This is a genomic window from Actinomadura macrotermitis, from assembly GCF_009604375.1.
Taxonomy (GTDB): Bacteria; Actinomycetota; Actinomycetes; order Streptosporangiales; family Streptosporangiaceae; genus Spirillospora; species Spirillospora macrotermitis.
This window is the reverse complement of record NZ_WEGH01000001.1, coordinates 1401166-1417342: the sequence shown is the minus strand read 5'-3', so window position 1 is coordinate 1417342 and position 16177 is coordinate 1401166. Positions and strand designations below refer to the sequence as shown.

The window sequence follows — 16177 nt, the reverse complement described above, 5'->3', positions numbered from 1 at the left end:
TCTCATAGCCCCGCTTCTTCGACTGACCGGGCCCGGGGTTCTCGCCGACAGCGCCAGGCGGAGACAGGGAGCGTAGCGGCGCAGGCCAGGCCGTGTGGGAGTACGGCGGCGAGATGCCTTGGATCTGCGGCGGCGTCGCCGTCTTGGCGTTGGCCGAGGCCGATGAGCTTGGCGGTCTTTTTTGCTCCTTTCTTGGGCCCACCGGTATGCGTCTTTAAATATCGGTTGCTGTGATGTGAGGGAGAGGGCGCGCCATCGGCGAGGCCATTTATTTCCGCAGCGATCTGAGATGTGGTCTGCTATGGGTGAGAAGCCCAGCGAGAGCAAGAAGTCCCAGGTGACGGTCAAGAGAGTCCGTGATGTCCTTGGGGTCATGCAGGACGGTGCGACCTTTAAGATCCCGCCGGAGCTGAACACCCTCGCCGAACTTGTGAGTGTGGAGGAACTTGCGCGGTGGGCATCTGGTCAGGCGAACCAGCAATTGGTGCCCCCGTTGACCGGTGCGAAGATAGATAAGGAGCGTCTGTGCGTCAGCGGTAAGCTGAAACTGGCGGAACGCGAGTTCGATGCGACCCTCACCTTTCTCCCTGAATCCTCCGAGAAGGAGGAAGAGAAGGGAGACTCGAAGGGCGAGGCCGCGGATCCTGGTGGCACGGAAAACAAAAGCCAAGGTCAAGGGGATGGCGACGGAGTTGCCAAGATCGACGATGCGGCCGGGGTCGACGGCGTCGAGCTGGCGATCTCCCTGGACCTGGACGACGAGTCCGGACGTTCGACCAGGGCCGCACGGTTCGCCTTCCTGACCTCGCTGGGCATCACCTGTCTCTGCCTGGCGTATGAACGCCGGAAGGACAAGAAGTACCGCCTTACCGCGCGGACCGACCTCGGCACCGCCCCGTCCGGCGGGCAGGCCTTGGGTACCGCAAAGCGTGTGAAATTGTCGTTGATCGCGACTCTGGACGGCGGAGCCGAAAAGACCCGGTTCACATTCCATTGCGCGGTTCCCAAGGGCGGCGACCTGACGACGGCAGACATCGCCCAGGTGCTGGGCATCAAAGAGGGGCTTGGGCGCGACGAACAGGACCGTCCGCTGACGGACAGCATTCCGGTCTCCCTGCCGTTGGTGACGGGCGGGTTCTGCCTGCTGTTCGATGCGAAGAAGTCCCAGGTCGCCGTGTGGCCGGATGCGGCGCCGAAGGACGACACCTCCCTGCGGGGCATCTGGACGATATTCGTCCTGGGCGGTAAAGCAGAGAAAAAGGAGAAGGGCGGGTCTGAAGAAGATCAAGGCGAAAGATGGGAGGCGGCCCCCAAAAAGAAGGGGAAGGGGAAGGAGAAAAAAGGCAAGAAACGATACGTGTTCGCGTTTCGTTTGCTGGTACCCGCTGATCAGGCGCGGCTGTCGAAGTTCGCCTTCCTGCAGAACCTGCTGCCTGCCGACCTCGATGTGGCCTTCACCGGCGCGCATATGATCGCCTCGTCCGCCTCGCTGTCCCAGCAGGACATCGAGGCGATGAACGCTCTCTTCGGTACCGGCTCTTCCGCGGAGCCGGGAGACGAGAGCCCGGACGAAGGCAGCCGTCGTCTCTCCGCTCTCGCCGAACCGGCCGGCGCCGACGGCGGCGCGGCCTTGGCGGCGGCCCATCGAGAACCGGGGCACTACGCCGAGACTCCGGCCAAGGAGACCGGCCCCGAGCAGAACTCCAAGGGCCAGGCGGCCCCGGCCCCGAGCGGCGCGGTGCCGTTGCCGGAAAAGATCAAGATCACCGGTGGGCTCACCCTGGTGGCGCACCTGACCCTCGGCAAGACCGACCGCCAGGTCCCGCTGCGCTGGCGACGCCGCAAGCCCTCGGCAACGGGCGCGGCGGCCGTCGGGGCGGGGACCGGTGCCGCGGGCGCTTTCGCCGATCCCACCCCGGATGGCGGAAAGAGCGCGGACGAGAGCGGACAGGGCAAGGACGAGGCGCCGAGCGCACAGGTCGAGCACACCGTCGGACCGCTGCATGTGCGGCGCGTCGACCTGCGGTACACGCCAGGGCGGCTGGCCGTCGTCATGGACGCCGCGCTGGTCGTCGCGGGGTTCACCCTGGACACCGCCGGGCTGGGCATCACCTGCAAGGTCGGCGCGCAGGGGCTGAAGTTCGACTCGGTGAGCCTGGACGGCCTGGGGGTCGCCTATGACCGGGACCCGCTGGTGCTGGCCGGTGCCCTGGTCCAGCAACGGGAGAACGAGCAGGTCGAATGGGGTTACCAGGGGCTGGTGCTCATCAAGGCCACCAAATGGGGCCTGATGGCCGTGGCGTCCTACCAGAAGGCCAAGGGGAAGAGCGCGACCTTTCCCTCATTGTTCGTCTTCGGTGAGCTGCAGGCCACGATTCCCATCGTGCCACCCATCAACCTGAGCAGTCTTTGCGCCGGGTTTGGTTACAACAGCGCCGTCCGGCCGCCGGAGCTGGACGAGGTTCTGGAGTTCCCCTTCATGGCCGGTGTGGCCGGTAGCGAGGATCTGCGCAGCAAGAAGAAGAAGCCCAAGGCCAAGAAGCCCGCGGCCCACGGTGAACAAAAGGCCCGCAAAGGCGGCAAGGAGGGCAAGGACGGAGACAAGCCCGGAAAGGCCGGCGGCAAGGGCGCGCTGGAGCCGACGAAGGTGCTCAAGGACCTGACCGAAGGCGAAGCCCCCTGGCTCAGGCCGGCCAGCGGGCAGATCTGGCTCGCTGCGGGTCTGGGCATGGAGGTCGCGGAACTCGTCCAGATCAAGGCCATGCTCCTGGTGCAGTTCGGCGGCGACATCGTGGTGGCGCTACTGGGCCGTTGCGCCGCCGAGTACCCCACGTCCGGAAGGCCTTACGCCAAGGTCAAGCTGGGTTTCCGTGCGATCTACCAGCATTCCGAGCGGATGTTGGCGATCTCCTCGGTGCTGTCGGAGGACTCCTGGATCGGCCACGAGGACTGCAGGCTCACCGGCGGGGCGGCGTTGTCGCTGTGGCTGCCGGGAAGCCGGCATGAGGGCGACTTCGTGTACACGCTGGGCGGCTACCACCCCGACTTCACGGCCCCCGACCACTATCCGCAGGTGCCGCGGCTGGGGCTGGAATGGAAGATCGGCGACGCGGTGGTGGTGCGTGGCGGGATGTACCTGGCCCTCACCCCCGATGCGGGCATGCTGGGCGGGCGTTTGGAGATCGTCTATGACGCCGGCGGGGTGCGGGCCTGGATGACCGCGTCGTTCGACGTGTTCGTGCGGTGGGCGCCGCTGTTCTTCGAGGCCCGCATCGCCGTCACCGTCGGCGCCTCCTACACCGCGTGCATCCTCGGCTTCTGTGAGGCGCTGCGCATCGAACTCGGCGCCAGGCTGGAGCTGTGGGGGCCTCCGATCGCGGGACGGGCCCATCTGGACATCGGCCCGTTCACGGTCACCGTCAAGCTCGGCGACGACCGGGTACTCGCGCCGCCTCCGCCGCTGAGCTGGGCCGAGATGCGAAAGCAGTTGCCCGATGCCGCGTTGCAGATCGCTGCCACCGACGGCCTGCTGCTGCCGTCGGCCGGGGCCGGCGCTGCTTCTTCCAACGCGGCCGGGGCCGGCACCGGCTCCGCTGACCAGAGCATGCCTTGGCGGGTCAGCACCGACGGGTTCAGCTTCACCACGGGCTCGGCCGTACCGCTGACCGGGAGCGAAGGATGCGTGGGCGTTGCTCCGGGCGGCAACACGGACAGCGGCCTGAACATCCGGCCGATGGGCCTTTGCAACGCGCAGTCGATCCACACCATCACGCTGAAGCCGCATCCTCAGAACGCCGATCACGCCGACCACGCCGACCACGCCGACCACGCCGACGAGCAGATCTACTGGGCCGATGATGCGGCAGCGCTGACCGAGACGTCGGAGAACGGCAAGCAGTGGTTCGCCGAAGCGGTGTACCGGCCGGTGCCGCGCGCACTATGGGGCAAGCCCGATCTGGACCGTATGCGTCGGCCCGATCCTGATGCCCCGCTGGAGAAAGCCTGGATGGGGATGCGGGTGACGATGGCAGCCCCCGTCCCCAAGGGGCGCTGCTACTCGGTTCAGTTGTCGGAATTGAATCTCCAGACGAAGAAGCACTGGATCAACCCGCTTTTCCGCACATCGCAGGCAGGCAGGGGCGGAGAACCGACGGGCGAAGAGCGCAGTCCCGACGTCGGCGAGCCGTTCCGCAGTTCTTTGTGCCGTCATCTGACCGCTCTGGCGTCGTCTCCCGTCCCACCCGCGACCTGTCCGCCGCCGGCCGGGCCACCTCCGGTCCCGGCTCAGGCCCACTGAACGAACCGCTCACGTCCAGGAGATGAGCCAGTGAACAGCGACAGGACACAGGCGCCCGCAGGGAGGGTGGAGATGACCGGAGAAGACGACCCCTGGTTGACCTTCGTCGACAATCTCATTCCGGCGAAGACCGCCGGCACCTACAAAATCACCGTGGAACACAAGCTGGAGCAGAGCAAGAAGAGCGCTGGAAAACTTGCGGACAGCAAGGATTACTTCAGGACGCGCACCCAGCATTTTGAGGTCGTGGGAGCGCGCTTCACCCTGGGCCCGCAGGAGGTGCACGGCGCCTACCCGCCTCCAGGAACGACCGGCGCTTACGGTGACCTGCTTCCCCATGTGGCGCTTGAACGCCGTGTCCTGCCCTGGGAGCGGCGGCTCGATATCCATAGCAGGATTTCCGATAAGTTCTCCGCGAAGGACTGTGAAGTCACGCCCTGGATGGCACTCCTGGTATTCGCCGAAGGCGACCTTCGCAACGATCCTCAAGCGCTGGGTTGTACCGATACCTGTACGGTCGAGCAGTTCATGAAACTGAACGGCCTGAAGCTGACCTGCTCCGCGGAAGAGGCGAAGACGACTGTCGCCACCGTCTCTTTGCCGGCGTCGCGACTCAGGACCCTGGCGCCTCGGGTCGAGGAGTTGCGCTTTCTGGCCCATGTCCGAAGCCCGCTCAACGACAGCGGCTGGGAAAGCGGATCAGAGGCGGCCGGTGCCGGGCCGAAGGGCCAGGAGTTGCGGCGGGATCAGGAATACGCCTTCGTCATGGCCAATCGTCTGCCACGCGCCGGCGAGGGCCGGGCCGGCAGGTACGTCGCCCATCTCGTCTCGCTGGAAGGGCACGAAAAGCTCCTCGCCGGCATCGGCGAGGACACCGGTAAATGCCCGCCGCCAGGCGACAAGCCGGTGCATCTGGTGTCGCTCTACTCGTGGTCCTTCACGTCCGTGCCCGACTCCAAGCCTTCATTCGAAGGTGTTGTCGAGGGCTTGCTCGCCCTACCTGCAGGCGGCGATGCCGCATCGCTGCTGCTCCAGGGACCTCCGGTCGACACAGCACCGATGCCGCAGGACGTCCCCGGTGTTCCGGCTGCCGTCAAAAACCAGGTAGTACAGCATGTGCGACGCCGGCTGGCCCAGGGTTATGTCCCGCTGATGCACTATGACGACACTCACGATCGGGCGCCCCGGACAGAGGTGACGTGGTATCGGGGCCCACTGATCCCCTACGCCGAGGAGGGGCAAGCCCGGCAAGGGAAGAGTTTCGAATGCGAGACCAATGCGCTGGACTATCGGCGGCGCAGTGACGAACTCGACATGGTCGGTTACGCGGCCGCATGGACGCTGGGACGTGGCCTGGCGCTGGCCGACGAGGAATTCGCCACAGCGGTCGCCGGCTACCTGGACGCCTGCCGCGCGGAGTGCGCGCAGTTCGCCCAGAGCCGCGAGGTCATCGACCCGGCCGCCTTCTTCTCGGCTCCGGCGCCGGCCGGGCCGGAACACGGCCACGCCGACGACACCGGGCATCTGGGCCGTCGAAGGGCGGACGACGATCCAGGCGATGACCGCGGTGCCGGTCGGCCCGGTGGCGCGACGGCCGAGGCCATGCCGCACCGGGCCTGGTTCCAGGAGAAGCTGACCGCTGACCCGGACTGGTCCGCGGGCATCCAGAAGGCGATGCGGGTCTCGGGCGCCAGTCCGTCCGCCTCTTCGGACACCGGCCCCGAGCCCATCTCCTTCAGCCAGCCGCGCACCGGGACGCTGCGCAGTGCCATGGCCGACCCCGCCGCCTGGTGGTATGCGTCCGGGGCGGAGGAGCAGCCACTCTCCTGCGACGAAGAGCGGGAGGCCATCGGCCGTTGGCTGGATCGGTTGCGGCGGCTGGAGATGGTCCCCTACGACTACCTGGTCCCGCATCCTCGGATGCTGCCGGAGGAAAGCCTGCGCTTCTTCCATGTCGACGGTGCGTGGCTGGAGGCGCTGACGGACGGGGCGCTGAGCATCGGGACCTGCTCGGCGATCGACTCCCGGCTGATCGTTCGGCTGCGCGGATGGTACGACCGCTCGCGCGCCGGCTGTCCCGCGGCGGTCTGCGGACTGCTCATCCGCTCGACGCTGGCCGCGGCCTGGCCGACCGTGCAGATCACCGTCGAGGACCCCGGCGGCTCGCACGTCCCGGACGCCTCCTGTGAACACGACCACCGGACGGCGCAGGACGAGTCCGTTCCCGCCTGGCCCTACCGCACCACGCGCGCCGACAACGTGCTGATGGTCCTGTTCGACCGGCTGCCGTCCACGCTCACCATCACCGAACCCTTCCACGGCCTGCATATGGGGATCACATCCCTCGGCAAGGTCAAGGTACGGCGCCTTCTCGGCAAATCCGATGATTCCGGCGACGCACACGGCAAAGGCGCCGACGGTATCGGTAACGCTCCGGAGAAGTCGGACAGGGGGGAGGAAGTGAAGGTGTCGTTTCGGCGCGCTGACGACGCCTGTCCCACCTACGGAGTCATCGACATCGACGCCTTGGCGGCGGCGCTTCGGTCCGAGCTCGGTGAAGGGTTCGGACCCGCGGGACTGGCCCTGCAGATGGTCCGCGCCCCGTATCGAGCCCGCGTCGCCCGTCCCCAGGATCGGCCTCCGCAGGGCCGCAGCTGATCCGTCGTCCACCGCCCGCTACGCCTAAGGAAGAAGATGTCCGACACGCTCACGCCGAGGCCAGAGCCTCTGGTGGTACCGATGCGGCTCAAGGCCCTGGTGGTCAACTCCCATACTCGGGCCCGGCCCTTCAACGTCTCCGATCTGGACTTCGGCCGCGCCGCGCACCTCACGCCCGAATCCTGGGCCAAGCTGGGCCCTTTGGGAGGAGCGGGGGCAGATGCCGTAGAAGAGGACGGAGTGCATCTGCATTGGGAGTTGCCCGAAGCGCTGCGCCACGGAGAGCAGAACCCCGACACCGGCGAGATCACCTTTCGTGAGGTTCCCAACCGCTGGGTGGTCATTCGCTACAGCGGCGACGACACCGACACCGATGACCAGCGCCAGGCCACCGCCGGATGGATCGTCCACAGCGATGCAATCTGGACCTTTGAAAAGCACCCTCCGGCTCACTACAGACAGGACAGCGCGCCTTATCCGTGGCCGACAGTGGTCCCCGGTCCGGGGCGGGAGGGCGTCGGCGTGCTGCAGCCCACGGGCCGCTACCGCATCGGGCGCAGGTTCGCCCTGACCGACGACAAATGGCGGCAATTCAAGGACTCACAGCAATGCCAACTGACGGCCGTGGGGCCAGGGGTGTCGACTTTCTCGCTGTTCCAGCGCTATTGCCGTGGCGTGTTCTCCCTGCATGACAGAGCCGCGGAGCTGAATGCCCTGCCTGAGGCTGCCGCTGCCGAACCCGGTACGAGAGTGAATCTCAGCTACCTGGTCGTGGGCTGGTACTCCGATCCCGAGAGCGACCCGCTGAGCGCCTGCCAGGAAGAGGGGGATCTGCTGGAACGGCTGAGGTGGCAGGTCGGTGCGCCCGGTGCAGAGGGATCGTTCGCGCCCACGGGCGACGGAAAGCCGACCCGGTCAGTGTTCTACGGCACCGTGTTGCGGGTCGGCTGGAAGACCGGTGAAAAAACCGACGATCTCAAAATCGAAGAAACGGACGACGACAAGCCGGCCTCCGCGAAGGTCGCCGTTGCGGTGGGCGACACCTCGGCCGAAGCGGTGGTCGCCATGGTCGATGCCCAGTTGCGTGCTTCCGGCGGCAGGCCGGCGCCTCACCAGGACGCCTCGGAACCGCATGCCGGGAACGACGGTGCTTCTGCCGAGCGGGCGGCGCTGTGCCGGATGCTGGAGTCGCTTCAGTACGGGCTGCTGGACGAACTGGACCAGCCCGACGGTGTGTCCCGTGTCCGGCGGCTCACGCGACAGGCTCGTTTCGAACCGGTACCGGGCGGCACCTTGTGGGGCATCACCACCGAGGACCCCGCCCAGCAGCCCGGCCCGTACCAGTCACTGGTCGATGTCCCCGACCCGCCGCCGCTGTCGGATCGAGAACGCGAGCTGCTGAAAAATCTGAACAAGGCCCAGGAACACCACGACCGGCTGAGCTGGGACTTGGCCACCATGCAAGAACGGCTGTACTCGCTGTGGTGGTTGGAGCAGGAACTGGACAGAAACGCCACCGGCACTCCCGTCCCGCAGCGAGGCAGAGGAGGCAGAGGAGGCAGAGGCGGTTGGCAACAGGGCAAATCCCCAGTCGGTGACATCAAGGCGACCTACGATCGGCTGGACAAGCAGGTGCAGGAGCAGCAGGCCAAGGTCGATCACAGCGCCGACCAGGTCAAGAAATGCTGCGAGGAGCTGTCACGAGAGCTTTCGCAGTCAGGTGAGGCCACAGAGGAAGACCGGCTACCGGAACGGACCGTCGAGGCCCTTGCCCATGAGCCGTTCCATCGGGCCGCTGACCCGGTCCTGGTGATCCGCGGCGCCGGGCTCGGCCACCTGATGCAGGACAAATGGGCACCGCTGCCCTGCCGACGTCTCCAAGACGTGCGCGACGGTCAGCAGCAGACGGAATCCGGCCGATCGAAGGTCCGCCAGGACGACCCGGTCATGCGGAGTTTCACCGGCCTGGCGAAGCGACTGCAACTGGAGGACCTTTTCGACGCACTGTGGAAGGAGTTCGCCCGGCTCGATCGCGATGTCCTCTCGGAGGATGCACCCGCCCCGCGGGTCTACGCCGGTAACTGGCGGCAACCCTGGACTCCCTTGTTCATGTACTGGGAGGCCAAGTACCAGAATGTGTGCCGCGACGAGCACTACGGGGGCGACAACGAGGTCACGCTCAAGGGCCGCGTGGTGCTGTCACCGCAAGCGGTGCTCAATCTTGCCTCCCGCCTGCGCGTCCTCGCCGACGGCTCCCATACCGACCGCCATGACGCGATCAACGGATCGGCGGCTGGGGCGTCGGGCACCTCGTCTGCTCTGAACGACCTGGCCGACCAGCTGCTGCGGCAGGGGGACAGCGACGTGCTGTCCCAAGCGCTCAACGGCTTCAGCGACCAGCTGGTCGGCTACCGGACCGAGCTGCGGCGCAGCCCACCCGGGCAGGTCGCCGCGAGGCTGGACAAGAACTGGTCCAAGGCGCCCAGCAGCCATATCAGCGAACATGTCCGCAAGGATTTCCGGCCCCTGCGCGGCGGGCGGTTCTGGATCACGGCCCTGCACATCGTCGACCGTTTCGGACGCATCCTGACCGTCATCGACGATGACAACAAACATGATCCGCCGCTGGTCCGGGCGCCGGCGGTGATCCCCCCGAAGACCGAGGGGTCGCACCGCACCAGCCGTCTGGTCAGCCTGGCGCCCCGGCTGCCCCAGCCGGCCCGCCTGCGGTTCGACCTGGTCGACCCGGCCGATGACACCGCGGTGCTGAGCACGTCGAACAGTGACGACGATGCGGTCTCCCCGGCGTGCGGCTGGTTGCTTCCCAGCCATCTGGAAGGAACGCTGCTCGCCTACACCGCCGACGGCTCGCTGGCAGGCTCGGTGGGCGTCGTCGACGGTGCCGTCTCCTGGCTCCCAGAACCCGGGTCACCGCTCGAGGAACTCGCCAGCCCTTCCGCGGAACTTCGGCATATGGCCGGTTTCTTGCGTGCCCTGACCTCTACCGGGGGGCCGCTCGCCCACCAGCGGCTGGACCAGGCAGCACGCGCGGCCGGCCTGCAGCGTTTCAAGGCGCTGCGCGCCACCATCAACGAGGCGTTGGTGACCATCGACCCCGCCGTGCCCGAGCAGGGACGTCCGCTGCTGCGGCTGATCGGGCGGCCGCTGGTGCTGGTGCGCGCCCGCCTGCACCTGGAGATGCAGGGCTGGCCGACCGTGCCACCGGTCGCCGACCAGCTGTCCTCCCGCCAGGAACCCCCTCACCTGAAGCGATCCTGGCCGGTGCTGCTGGGAGACGACGACTCGCTGAGCGACGGCCTGATCGGTTACTTCACCGGCGACTGCACCACCTCATCGGCGCAGCAGATCTCCACCGACTACGCCGTTTTCCACGCCGTGCACAAACCGGCCCAGGGCGCTGACCACGAGTACGTGCGGCAACAGGAGAGCTCTGGCGGCCCGGTGTCCATCCGTGTCGGTGAACAGCGGTGCGTCACCCTTCTGGCCGACCCCTGGGCGGCCGTGCACGCCACCACGCCGATCCTGCCGGCGGCCGAGCTGGCACTCGACCAGCGCTTGGTTGCCGAGGCCACGCAACGCATGGAGGCCGTGTTCCGTATCCGGTGGGCACTGGGCACCCAGCAGTGCCTCAACCTCGCTTCCGGCAATGAACGATCTGGCAGGACGACGACCTTCCCGCTGCCGCTGCCGGTCATCGAGCAAGGCACCTGGAGTTGGAGCGGGCACGACCCCGACTCGCCGTCCCCGCTGGCACTGCTGCCCACCGACGCCCTCGCCCGGCTCGGCGACGCGCCGGCGTCCCTGCGCACCGGCAGGCTCCGGCTCACCGGAGCCACCACGTCCGCACCCGCCCACCCCGCAAGCGATCTGTGACCAAGCGGCTTCCGCGATCGAACGAAGGACTCAACGATGTACGCCTACACCGAGGAAAGCGCCTGTCCCGCCCTGCTCGTCGCTTCCCGTCCAGAAGAGGGCCAGGACGACCAGCAGCCGCCTCCGCCGGACGGCCATGAGCCGACCACTCTCATGCTGAGTCACTCTCTGACCACCCTGCCCGAACCCCTGCAGGTCGCCATGGGCGGAGAATCGCCGCAGGCCACCCTCAGCGTGGTGATCACCAATGCCTCGACGGAGGCCATCGACTGCGAGCAGGTCTTTGTCGCCCTGTGGGCCGGCGGCAAGGCAGGCGACCTGTCGCCGAGACCTCCGGAGAACTGCCGGCAGAACGAGCTCCCAGGATGGAAGCGCGTCTACAGGGAAGTAGAAGAAGAAAAAGAGGGGAAAAAGACCGGTTCCATCATCTGTATGTACGCGTGGGAGCGCCAAAGCGACCAGGTCCGCATACTGCCCAATGAAACAATGATGCTCACCATCACCGACATCGAGGTAACCCCTGTGGTCGGCGTGACCGAGGTGCACATCACTGAAAAAGTTCACGAGCAGGAAGGGGCGAAGCAATGGACTAATAATACTGCACGCTACATGCTGGGTAAGTTCGAGGAAAACATGACCATCTCCGACTTCCGTGCCGAAAAGCCGGTCGTGCGCCGTGGCGAGAGAGTCAAGCTGGCGTGGTCGACCACCACTCTGCCGACCTCACCGGCCACGGTAGAGCTCGCTTACGATGGCCGCGCCATCCCGCTGACCGGCCACACCGGCTTCCAGAGTCCGCCACTGAACCACGACACCGCCTTCCGACTGACGCTGACTTACGCCCCGGTGAAGGGGCAGAAGGCCGTCCATTTCCTCGACGCGCAAGTCCATGTGGTGGACGGTGACGTCAAGGCCCATACGCTGAACGTCACCGAGGCCACGCGGATGATAGGAGGGGCCCGCGAAATCAGCATTGAGCCGTATACTGACTACTACATCAAGAATGATGGAATATTCCTCTGTGGAGCCACCGGGTTCGAGTTGCGCACCGAGCCGACCTACGGACAGGCCCTTTGGGTCACCTCGCCGACGGATCATGCCCTTAGACGCTACGCCTACAAACATGATCACGACCCCAAGGCGCACACCTCCCTCCCGCTTCCCGGTGACTCGCTGCTCCTCATCCCTTATTCCGACGGAAAAAAGAATGGAGTTGCCGCACTGAAAGGGACATGGATTCCCCTGGGAAGCAATAAGCCGGAAAAAATAGCGCATCCGGGATATGTCGTCGAGATCTATCGACTCCCCTTTAGGCGGACCTCTGCGCTTCTCGTCGTCTACAATCCACTCAAAAACATTCGTAGATCGTTCCAGGAGGAACTGGAGCAGTACAGAAAGGATCCTGTTGCATACAAGAAGGCGCGAGAGACCACTTCATATCTGAAGGTGGAGTCGAACGGGTCTGGGCCCGTCATCGTTTCCCCGCCGCCTTCGCCGAACGTTTCAAGTTCTCCACCGCCGCATGGGCTTCCTGACAAGTGGGGGGATATCATCGGGCCCATCGCCGACGGTGAATACGAGTGGCTGGTCACTTCTTCCGGCACTGCCGCTCGAGCGGAGGCGGGCAAGCTGGGTGAAGCGATGAAGTATGAGAGAATAGCGCGGCACCCTTCCGGCTACTGGAAATTCGTCTCGGAGGAGGTTGAAGATAAGTTTGAGCACAGCAGGCCGATGGCCGCCTTCGAAATTTCCAAGAGTAGCGCCTACATCGTGTCCGCCGTCGGGGGCATTTTCAGTCAAGGATTGAGGGTTTTCAGTGTCGACATCGGCCGGAAGGCCGTGCCGATCGTCCGGAGATCCGACCCCTTCTCGGAGGTGTTCCCTGGGATTCCCCTGGAAATGCTCGAGGGAATCATCAATGTCGTTCCCCTGTCGGTGGTCGAGCCCCTCGTGGGCGAACCACATCTGGTCCTGGTGTGCGGAAAGGAGTTGTGCGTCCGTTACGACGTCAAGGCCCGGCGCCCGTTGTCACGCCCCACCACCCTGTACCAGGAGTTCCCGCAACTGCTTCTGCCGGCCCGGCCCGACGTGACCGGAAGCCGCGGAGCATCGTCGGCAGACCGGACCTGATTCGCGCCCGCCTCTGCCATCCCGTCGCCTGACAGCCGTGAACCGGTATTCAAACCGAATGGCCGGTCCTGTGCGCTATGGGAGCCGGCTATCCAGTTAGGCTTGGCTATGTGCATCAGAAACCATAGCAATAAGAGTGCTTCACTGTGGGGAGGTGTACAAAGACCATAAGTAGGCGATCTGCCGGGAGGAAGGGCGCCCCCTCTGGCTGGACGGCGCGCTTTTTCGCCGACTGCGCGTGGTGGCCGGGCTGCCTGTGACCAAGCCGTATGAGGGGCGGCACGGCGGCCTCGCCGGCGTTGGAGAGCGGCTCGGCATCAAGGTCATGATGGATCGGCTCGAACGCTGACCACGGCGATCACGCGCACGTCCCCAAGGTGGTGCACGAGGCCGCGGCGGAGCGGATCGTTGCGCTTCTCAGTTCGGCGGAGGACGGCACCGGAACGGGATCTTGACCGCGTGTTCCCATATTGTTCCCATGAGAGCGCCGGTGATCGTTCCTGGGTGGGGTCGCTGGGCCGGGGGAGCGGCATTTCCGCTGGTGGCGGGAGGCGGACGGGAATCGAACCCGCTGTCCCGAGATGCTCGGGACCACCGGGTTTCGAAGTCCGAAGCCCCACCACGACACCATCCGCCGTCACAGGCTGCCTTGAAGGCATCGTCGACCTGCAGCCACCGCGGAGCGAGCTGCACGGCGGTGGCGACCTCCGGCAGCTTCTTCCACGCCAGGTCGCGTTCGACTTCCCCAACGAGTGCCGGGCCAGGTTCTCGGCAAAGCCTCGCTCGGCGGCAAGGAAGGTGCGGCGGGCGCGGATCGTGCTCACCGGCCCAGGCAGGCGGTGCCGATGCCCCCGTCGTGAACAGCACACCCGGCTGCTTCGCTCCTAACGGCCCTTCCGCGCGCTCGGCCTGGGCCGAGGGCTTTGCCGCATTCTCCGGGAGAGGGGTCGTCGAGCTTACTTTTGCTCGGGGCGGGCTTCCCGCCACAGCGCCCGCAGCGCATCGTTGACCAGGCCGGGCTGCTGGACCTGCGGATAGTAACCGGGCACCCTCAAATACCGCGCGCCGATCCGGTCGGCGATGAACTCCGCGGCGGCGATCAACGGCTCGCCCGCATAGCGGCGGTACAGCTCCGGGGCGTCCTCCCAGGTTCCTGAGATCATCAGCTTGGGCCAGGGCGCCTCGGCGAGCGGGTCCAGCGGGATGTCGGCGTCCCAGCAGGGCCGTTCGCGCATCGCGGTGCGCACCGCCCGCAGCCGCTCCGGCGTAGCCGGCGGCACCGGCATCCCGATGCCCTCGGTGGACGCCCGCAGATACTCTTCCGGGGTCATCTCGGCCGGCAGGCCGGCGGTGCCGGCGCGGGCGCGTTCCAGCGCCTGGTCCACCACCGGATGCCCGGCCGCGGGCCGCAGGGTGCCGGGCTGGATCAACGTCAGCGACCACACCAGGTCCGGTCGGCGCGCGGCGGCGAGCATCGCGCCCGCACCGCCGTAGGAGTGCGCCACCAGATGGGCCCCGTCCCCGAGCAGGGCGATGATGTCGTCGGCGTCCACCTCGTAATCGCCGCCCTCGATGTCCGGGCTCGCCCCGTGGCCGCGCCGGTCCATCATCACCAGCCGGAACTCCTCCGCCAGCGGCCGCTGGTTGCCGAACCCGTACAGCTCGTCGGAACCCCAGCTGAAGATCCCATGGACGAACACCGCCGAGACCGCGCCATCTCCCCACACCGTCGCCCGCACGTCCGCCATGGACACCTCCTGTCACCCGACCACCTACACCATGATCAACGAACGGAAGCGGCGGAGGTTACCGCCCCGCTCGTTCATGGGTCCGCACATTCGCCGGGCGTCTCCACCGGCACGCTCTCCGCCCTCGACGCCCCAGCCGCGCGAACCCCTCGGGGTGGTGTTCCGGCATCCACGCGGCGGCCCGCCGATCAGTGGTCCTGGTGGCCAAGGCCGTCGCGGCCCGGCTGACCAGTACCACCCTGATCGCCCTCACCGGCTCGACCGGCAGGTCCACGAAAGGACCTGCTGTTCCAGTCCCGCAGCGGCCCGCCCCGACCGTGGCGCACGACCGCTCCTTCAACAACGAGATCGGCCTGCCGCCGTCGGCTCGGTGGAGGACGGTACCGAAAGGGGATCTTGACTGCGTGTTCCATGAGAGCGGCGGTTCTAGAGTCCGACGCACCACCACAGCACCGTCCGCCGCCATCCGCCACAGTGCTGTTCCGGCTGGTCAGAGCGCTAAAGATGACCACCTGGGCCTCTGCGCTCCACCCTGGTCCAGTTCGGTCCGTTCCCGCACCACACGGGCAAGGTGCCGACGGCGAGCAGGGTGTCGCCCTCGCTCGCGAGCACCGGCCCGACGTCGTCCTGCTCGACGTGCAGATGCCGGTGCTGGACGGCATCGAGGCGACCCGGCTCATCGCCGCCGACGAACGGCTGTCCGGCGTCCACGTCGTGATCCTCACCAACTACGGGCTCGACGAGTACGTCTTCAACGCGCTGCGCGCCGGCGCGTGCGGCTTCATGGTGAAGGACACCGAACCCGCCGACCTGCTGCAGGGCGTCCGCGTCGCGGCCCACGGCGACGCCCTGCGGCATCATGGCGGTCAGGGAATGCCGTATCCGTGTTCGGACAGGTCGAACCAGTTGCCTTCGGGGTCGATCGCCCGGTACTCGGCGAAGGGGCGTTTCGAGGCGCGGAGCGCGGGCTGCTCGAGCCCGGCGTCGGACAGCTCCGCGCATGTTCGGGCGGCGTCGGATATGTGGAAGCCGAAGTGGTTCATCCCGACGGGGGCCTCGCCGGCCATCTGCAGTTTCAGCAGGGCGAGCGTCAGGTAGCCGTCGCCCAGGAAATGGTTGCCCTCCGGGTCGGTGAGGATGACGTCCATGGCGAAGTGCTCGCGGTAGAACCGCGCCAGAGCCTGGGGGTCGCGGGCGTAGAGGGCGAGGTGCCGGATGGTCGGCCGGGGCATGTGATGCCTCCCTGGATCGGCTGGTGAGCGGAGACGCGGGCGCGAACGAAGAGATCTCCCGGCTTTGAGGGACGGCACACCTCGACGCCATGCGGACGTTCGCGGCATACCGCAGTTCCGCCACTCTGTGCGATTGAGCCGTGCCCCTGTGTGGTCGGCGGAAACGTAGCGCCGAGGGCTCTGTTGTCGCACCCCCGGTACAGGTGAGCTTTGCCTTG

At 66.6% G+C, this 16177-nt stretch carries 6 protein-coding genes and 1 pseudogene; 5 read left to right on the top strand and 2 right to left on the bottom strand.

Annotation, left to right across the window (positions count from 1 at the left end):
• The first annotated feature begins 301 nt into the window (after positions 1-301).
• The 4 genes from ACRB68_RS06280 to ACRB68_RS06265 all read left to right on the top strand — a co-directional run bounded on the left by ACRB68_RS06280 (position 302) and on the right by ACRB68_RS06265 (position 12979).
• Entirely contained in the window at positions 302-4297 is a 3996-nt protein-coding gene (locus ACRB68_RS06280; protein ID WP_153531202.1) for a DUF6603 domain-containing protein, read from the top strand.
• A gap of 72 nt (positions 4298-4369) precedes the next feature.
• Positions 4370-6955, top strand: coding sequence for a hypothetical protein (locus ACRB68_RS06275; RefSeq protein WP_153531201.1), 2586 nt, complete (start codon positions 4370-4372; stop codon positions 6953-6955).
• Positions 6956-6991: 36 nt separating this feature from the next.
• Complete coding sequence (locus tag ACRB68_RS06270; RefSeq protein ID WP_153531200.1) at positions 6992-10849, top strand: hypothetical protein; 3858 nt, start codon at positions 6992-6994, stop codon at positions 10847-10849.
• Positions 10850-10885: 36 nt separating this feature from the next.
• On the top strand, positions 10886-12979 hold the full coding sequence (locus ACRB68_RS06265) for a hypothetical protein (RefSeq protein ID WP_153531199.1): 2094 nt from the start codon (positions 10886-10888) through the stop codon (positions 12977-12979).
• 956 nt (positions 12980-13935) lie between these two features.
• Here the strand turns inward: ACRB68_RS06265 and ACRB68_RS06260 are convergent.
• On the bottom strand, positions 13936-14727 hold the full coding sequence (locus ACRB68_RS06260) for an alpha/beta fold hydrolase (protein WP_153531198.1): 792 nt from the start codon (positions 14725-14727) through the stop codon (positions 13936-13938).
• Positions 14728-15231: 504 nt separating this feature from the next.
• Here ACRB68_RS06260 and ACRB68_RS06255 point away from each other — a divergent pair.
• Positions 15232-15579 (top strand): annotated as a pseudogene (locus tag ACRB68_RS06255) (response regulator); the annotation flags it as partial.
• A 14-nt stretch (positions 15580-15593) separates the two neighbouring features.
• Here the strand turns inward: ACRB68_RS06255 and ACRB68_RS06250 are convergent.
• The gene (locus ACRB68_RS06250; protein WP_207709583.1) at positions 15594-15959 is read right to left on the bottom strand and encodes a VOC family protein; all 366 of its coding nucleotides are present in this window, start codon (positions 15957-15959) and stop codon (positions 15594-15596) included.
• Positions 15960-16177 lie beyond the last annotated feature (218 nt).

What these genes read in the sequence shown, in the direction of transcription:
- ACRB68_RS06280 (WP_153531202.1), top strand. Translation starts at nt 302, where the DNA reads ATGGGTGAGAAGCCCAGCGAGAGCAAGAAGTCCCAGGTGACGGTCAAG.
- ACRB68_RS06275 (WP_153531201.1), top strand. Translation starts at nt 4,370, where the DNA reads ATGACCGGAGAAGACGACCCCTGGTTGACCTTCGTCGACAATCTCATT.
- ACRB68_RS06270 (WP_153531200.1), top strand. Translation starts at nt 6,992, where the DNA reads ATGTCCGACACGCTCACGCCGAGGCCAGAGCCTCTGGTGGTACCGATG.
- ACRB68_RS06265 (WP_153531199.1), top strand. Translation starts at nt 10,886, where the DNA reads ATGTACGCCTACACCGAGGAAAGCGCCTGTCCCGCCCTGCTCGTCGCT.
- ACRB68_RS06260 (WP_153531198.1), bottom strand. Translation starts at nt 14,727, where the DNA reads ATGGCGGACGTGCGGGCGACGGTGTGGGGAGATGGCGCGGTCTCGGCG.
- ACRB68_RS06250 (WP_207709583.1), bottom strand. Translation starts at nt 15,959, where the DNA reads ATGCCCCGGCCGACCATCCGGCACCTCGCCCTCTACGCCCGCGACCCC.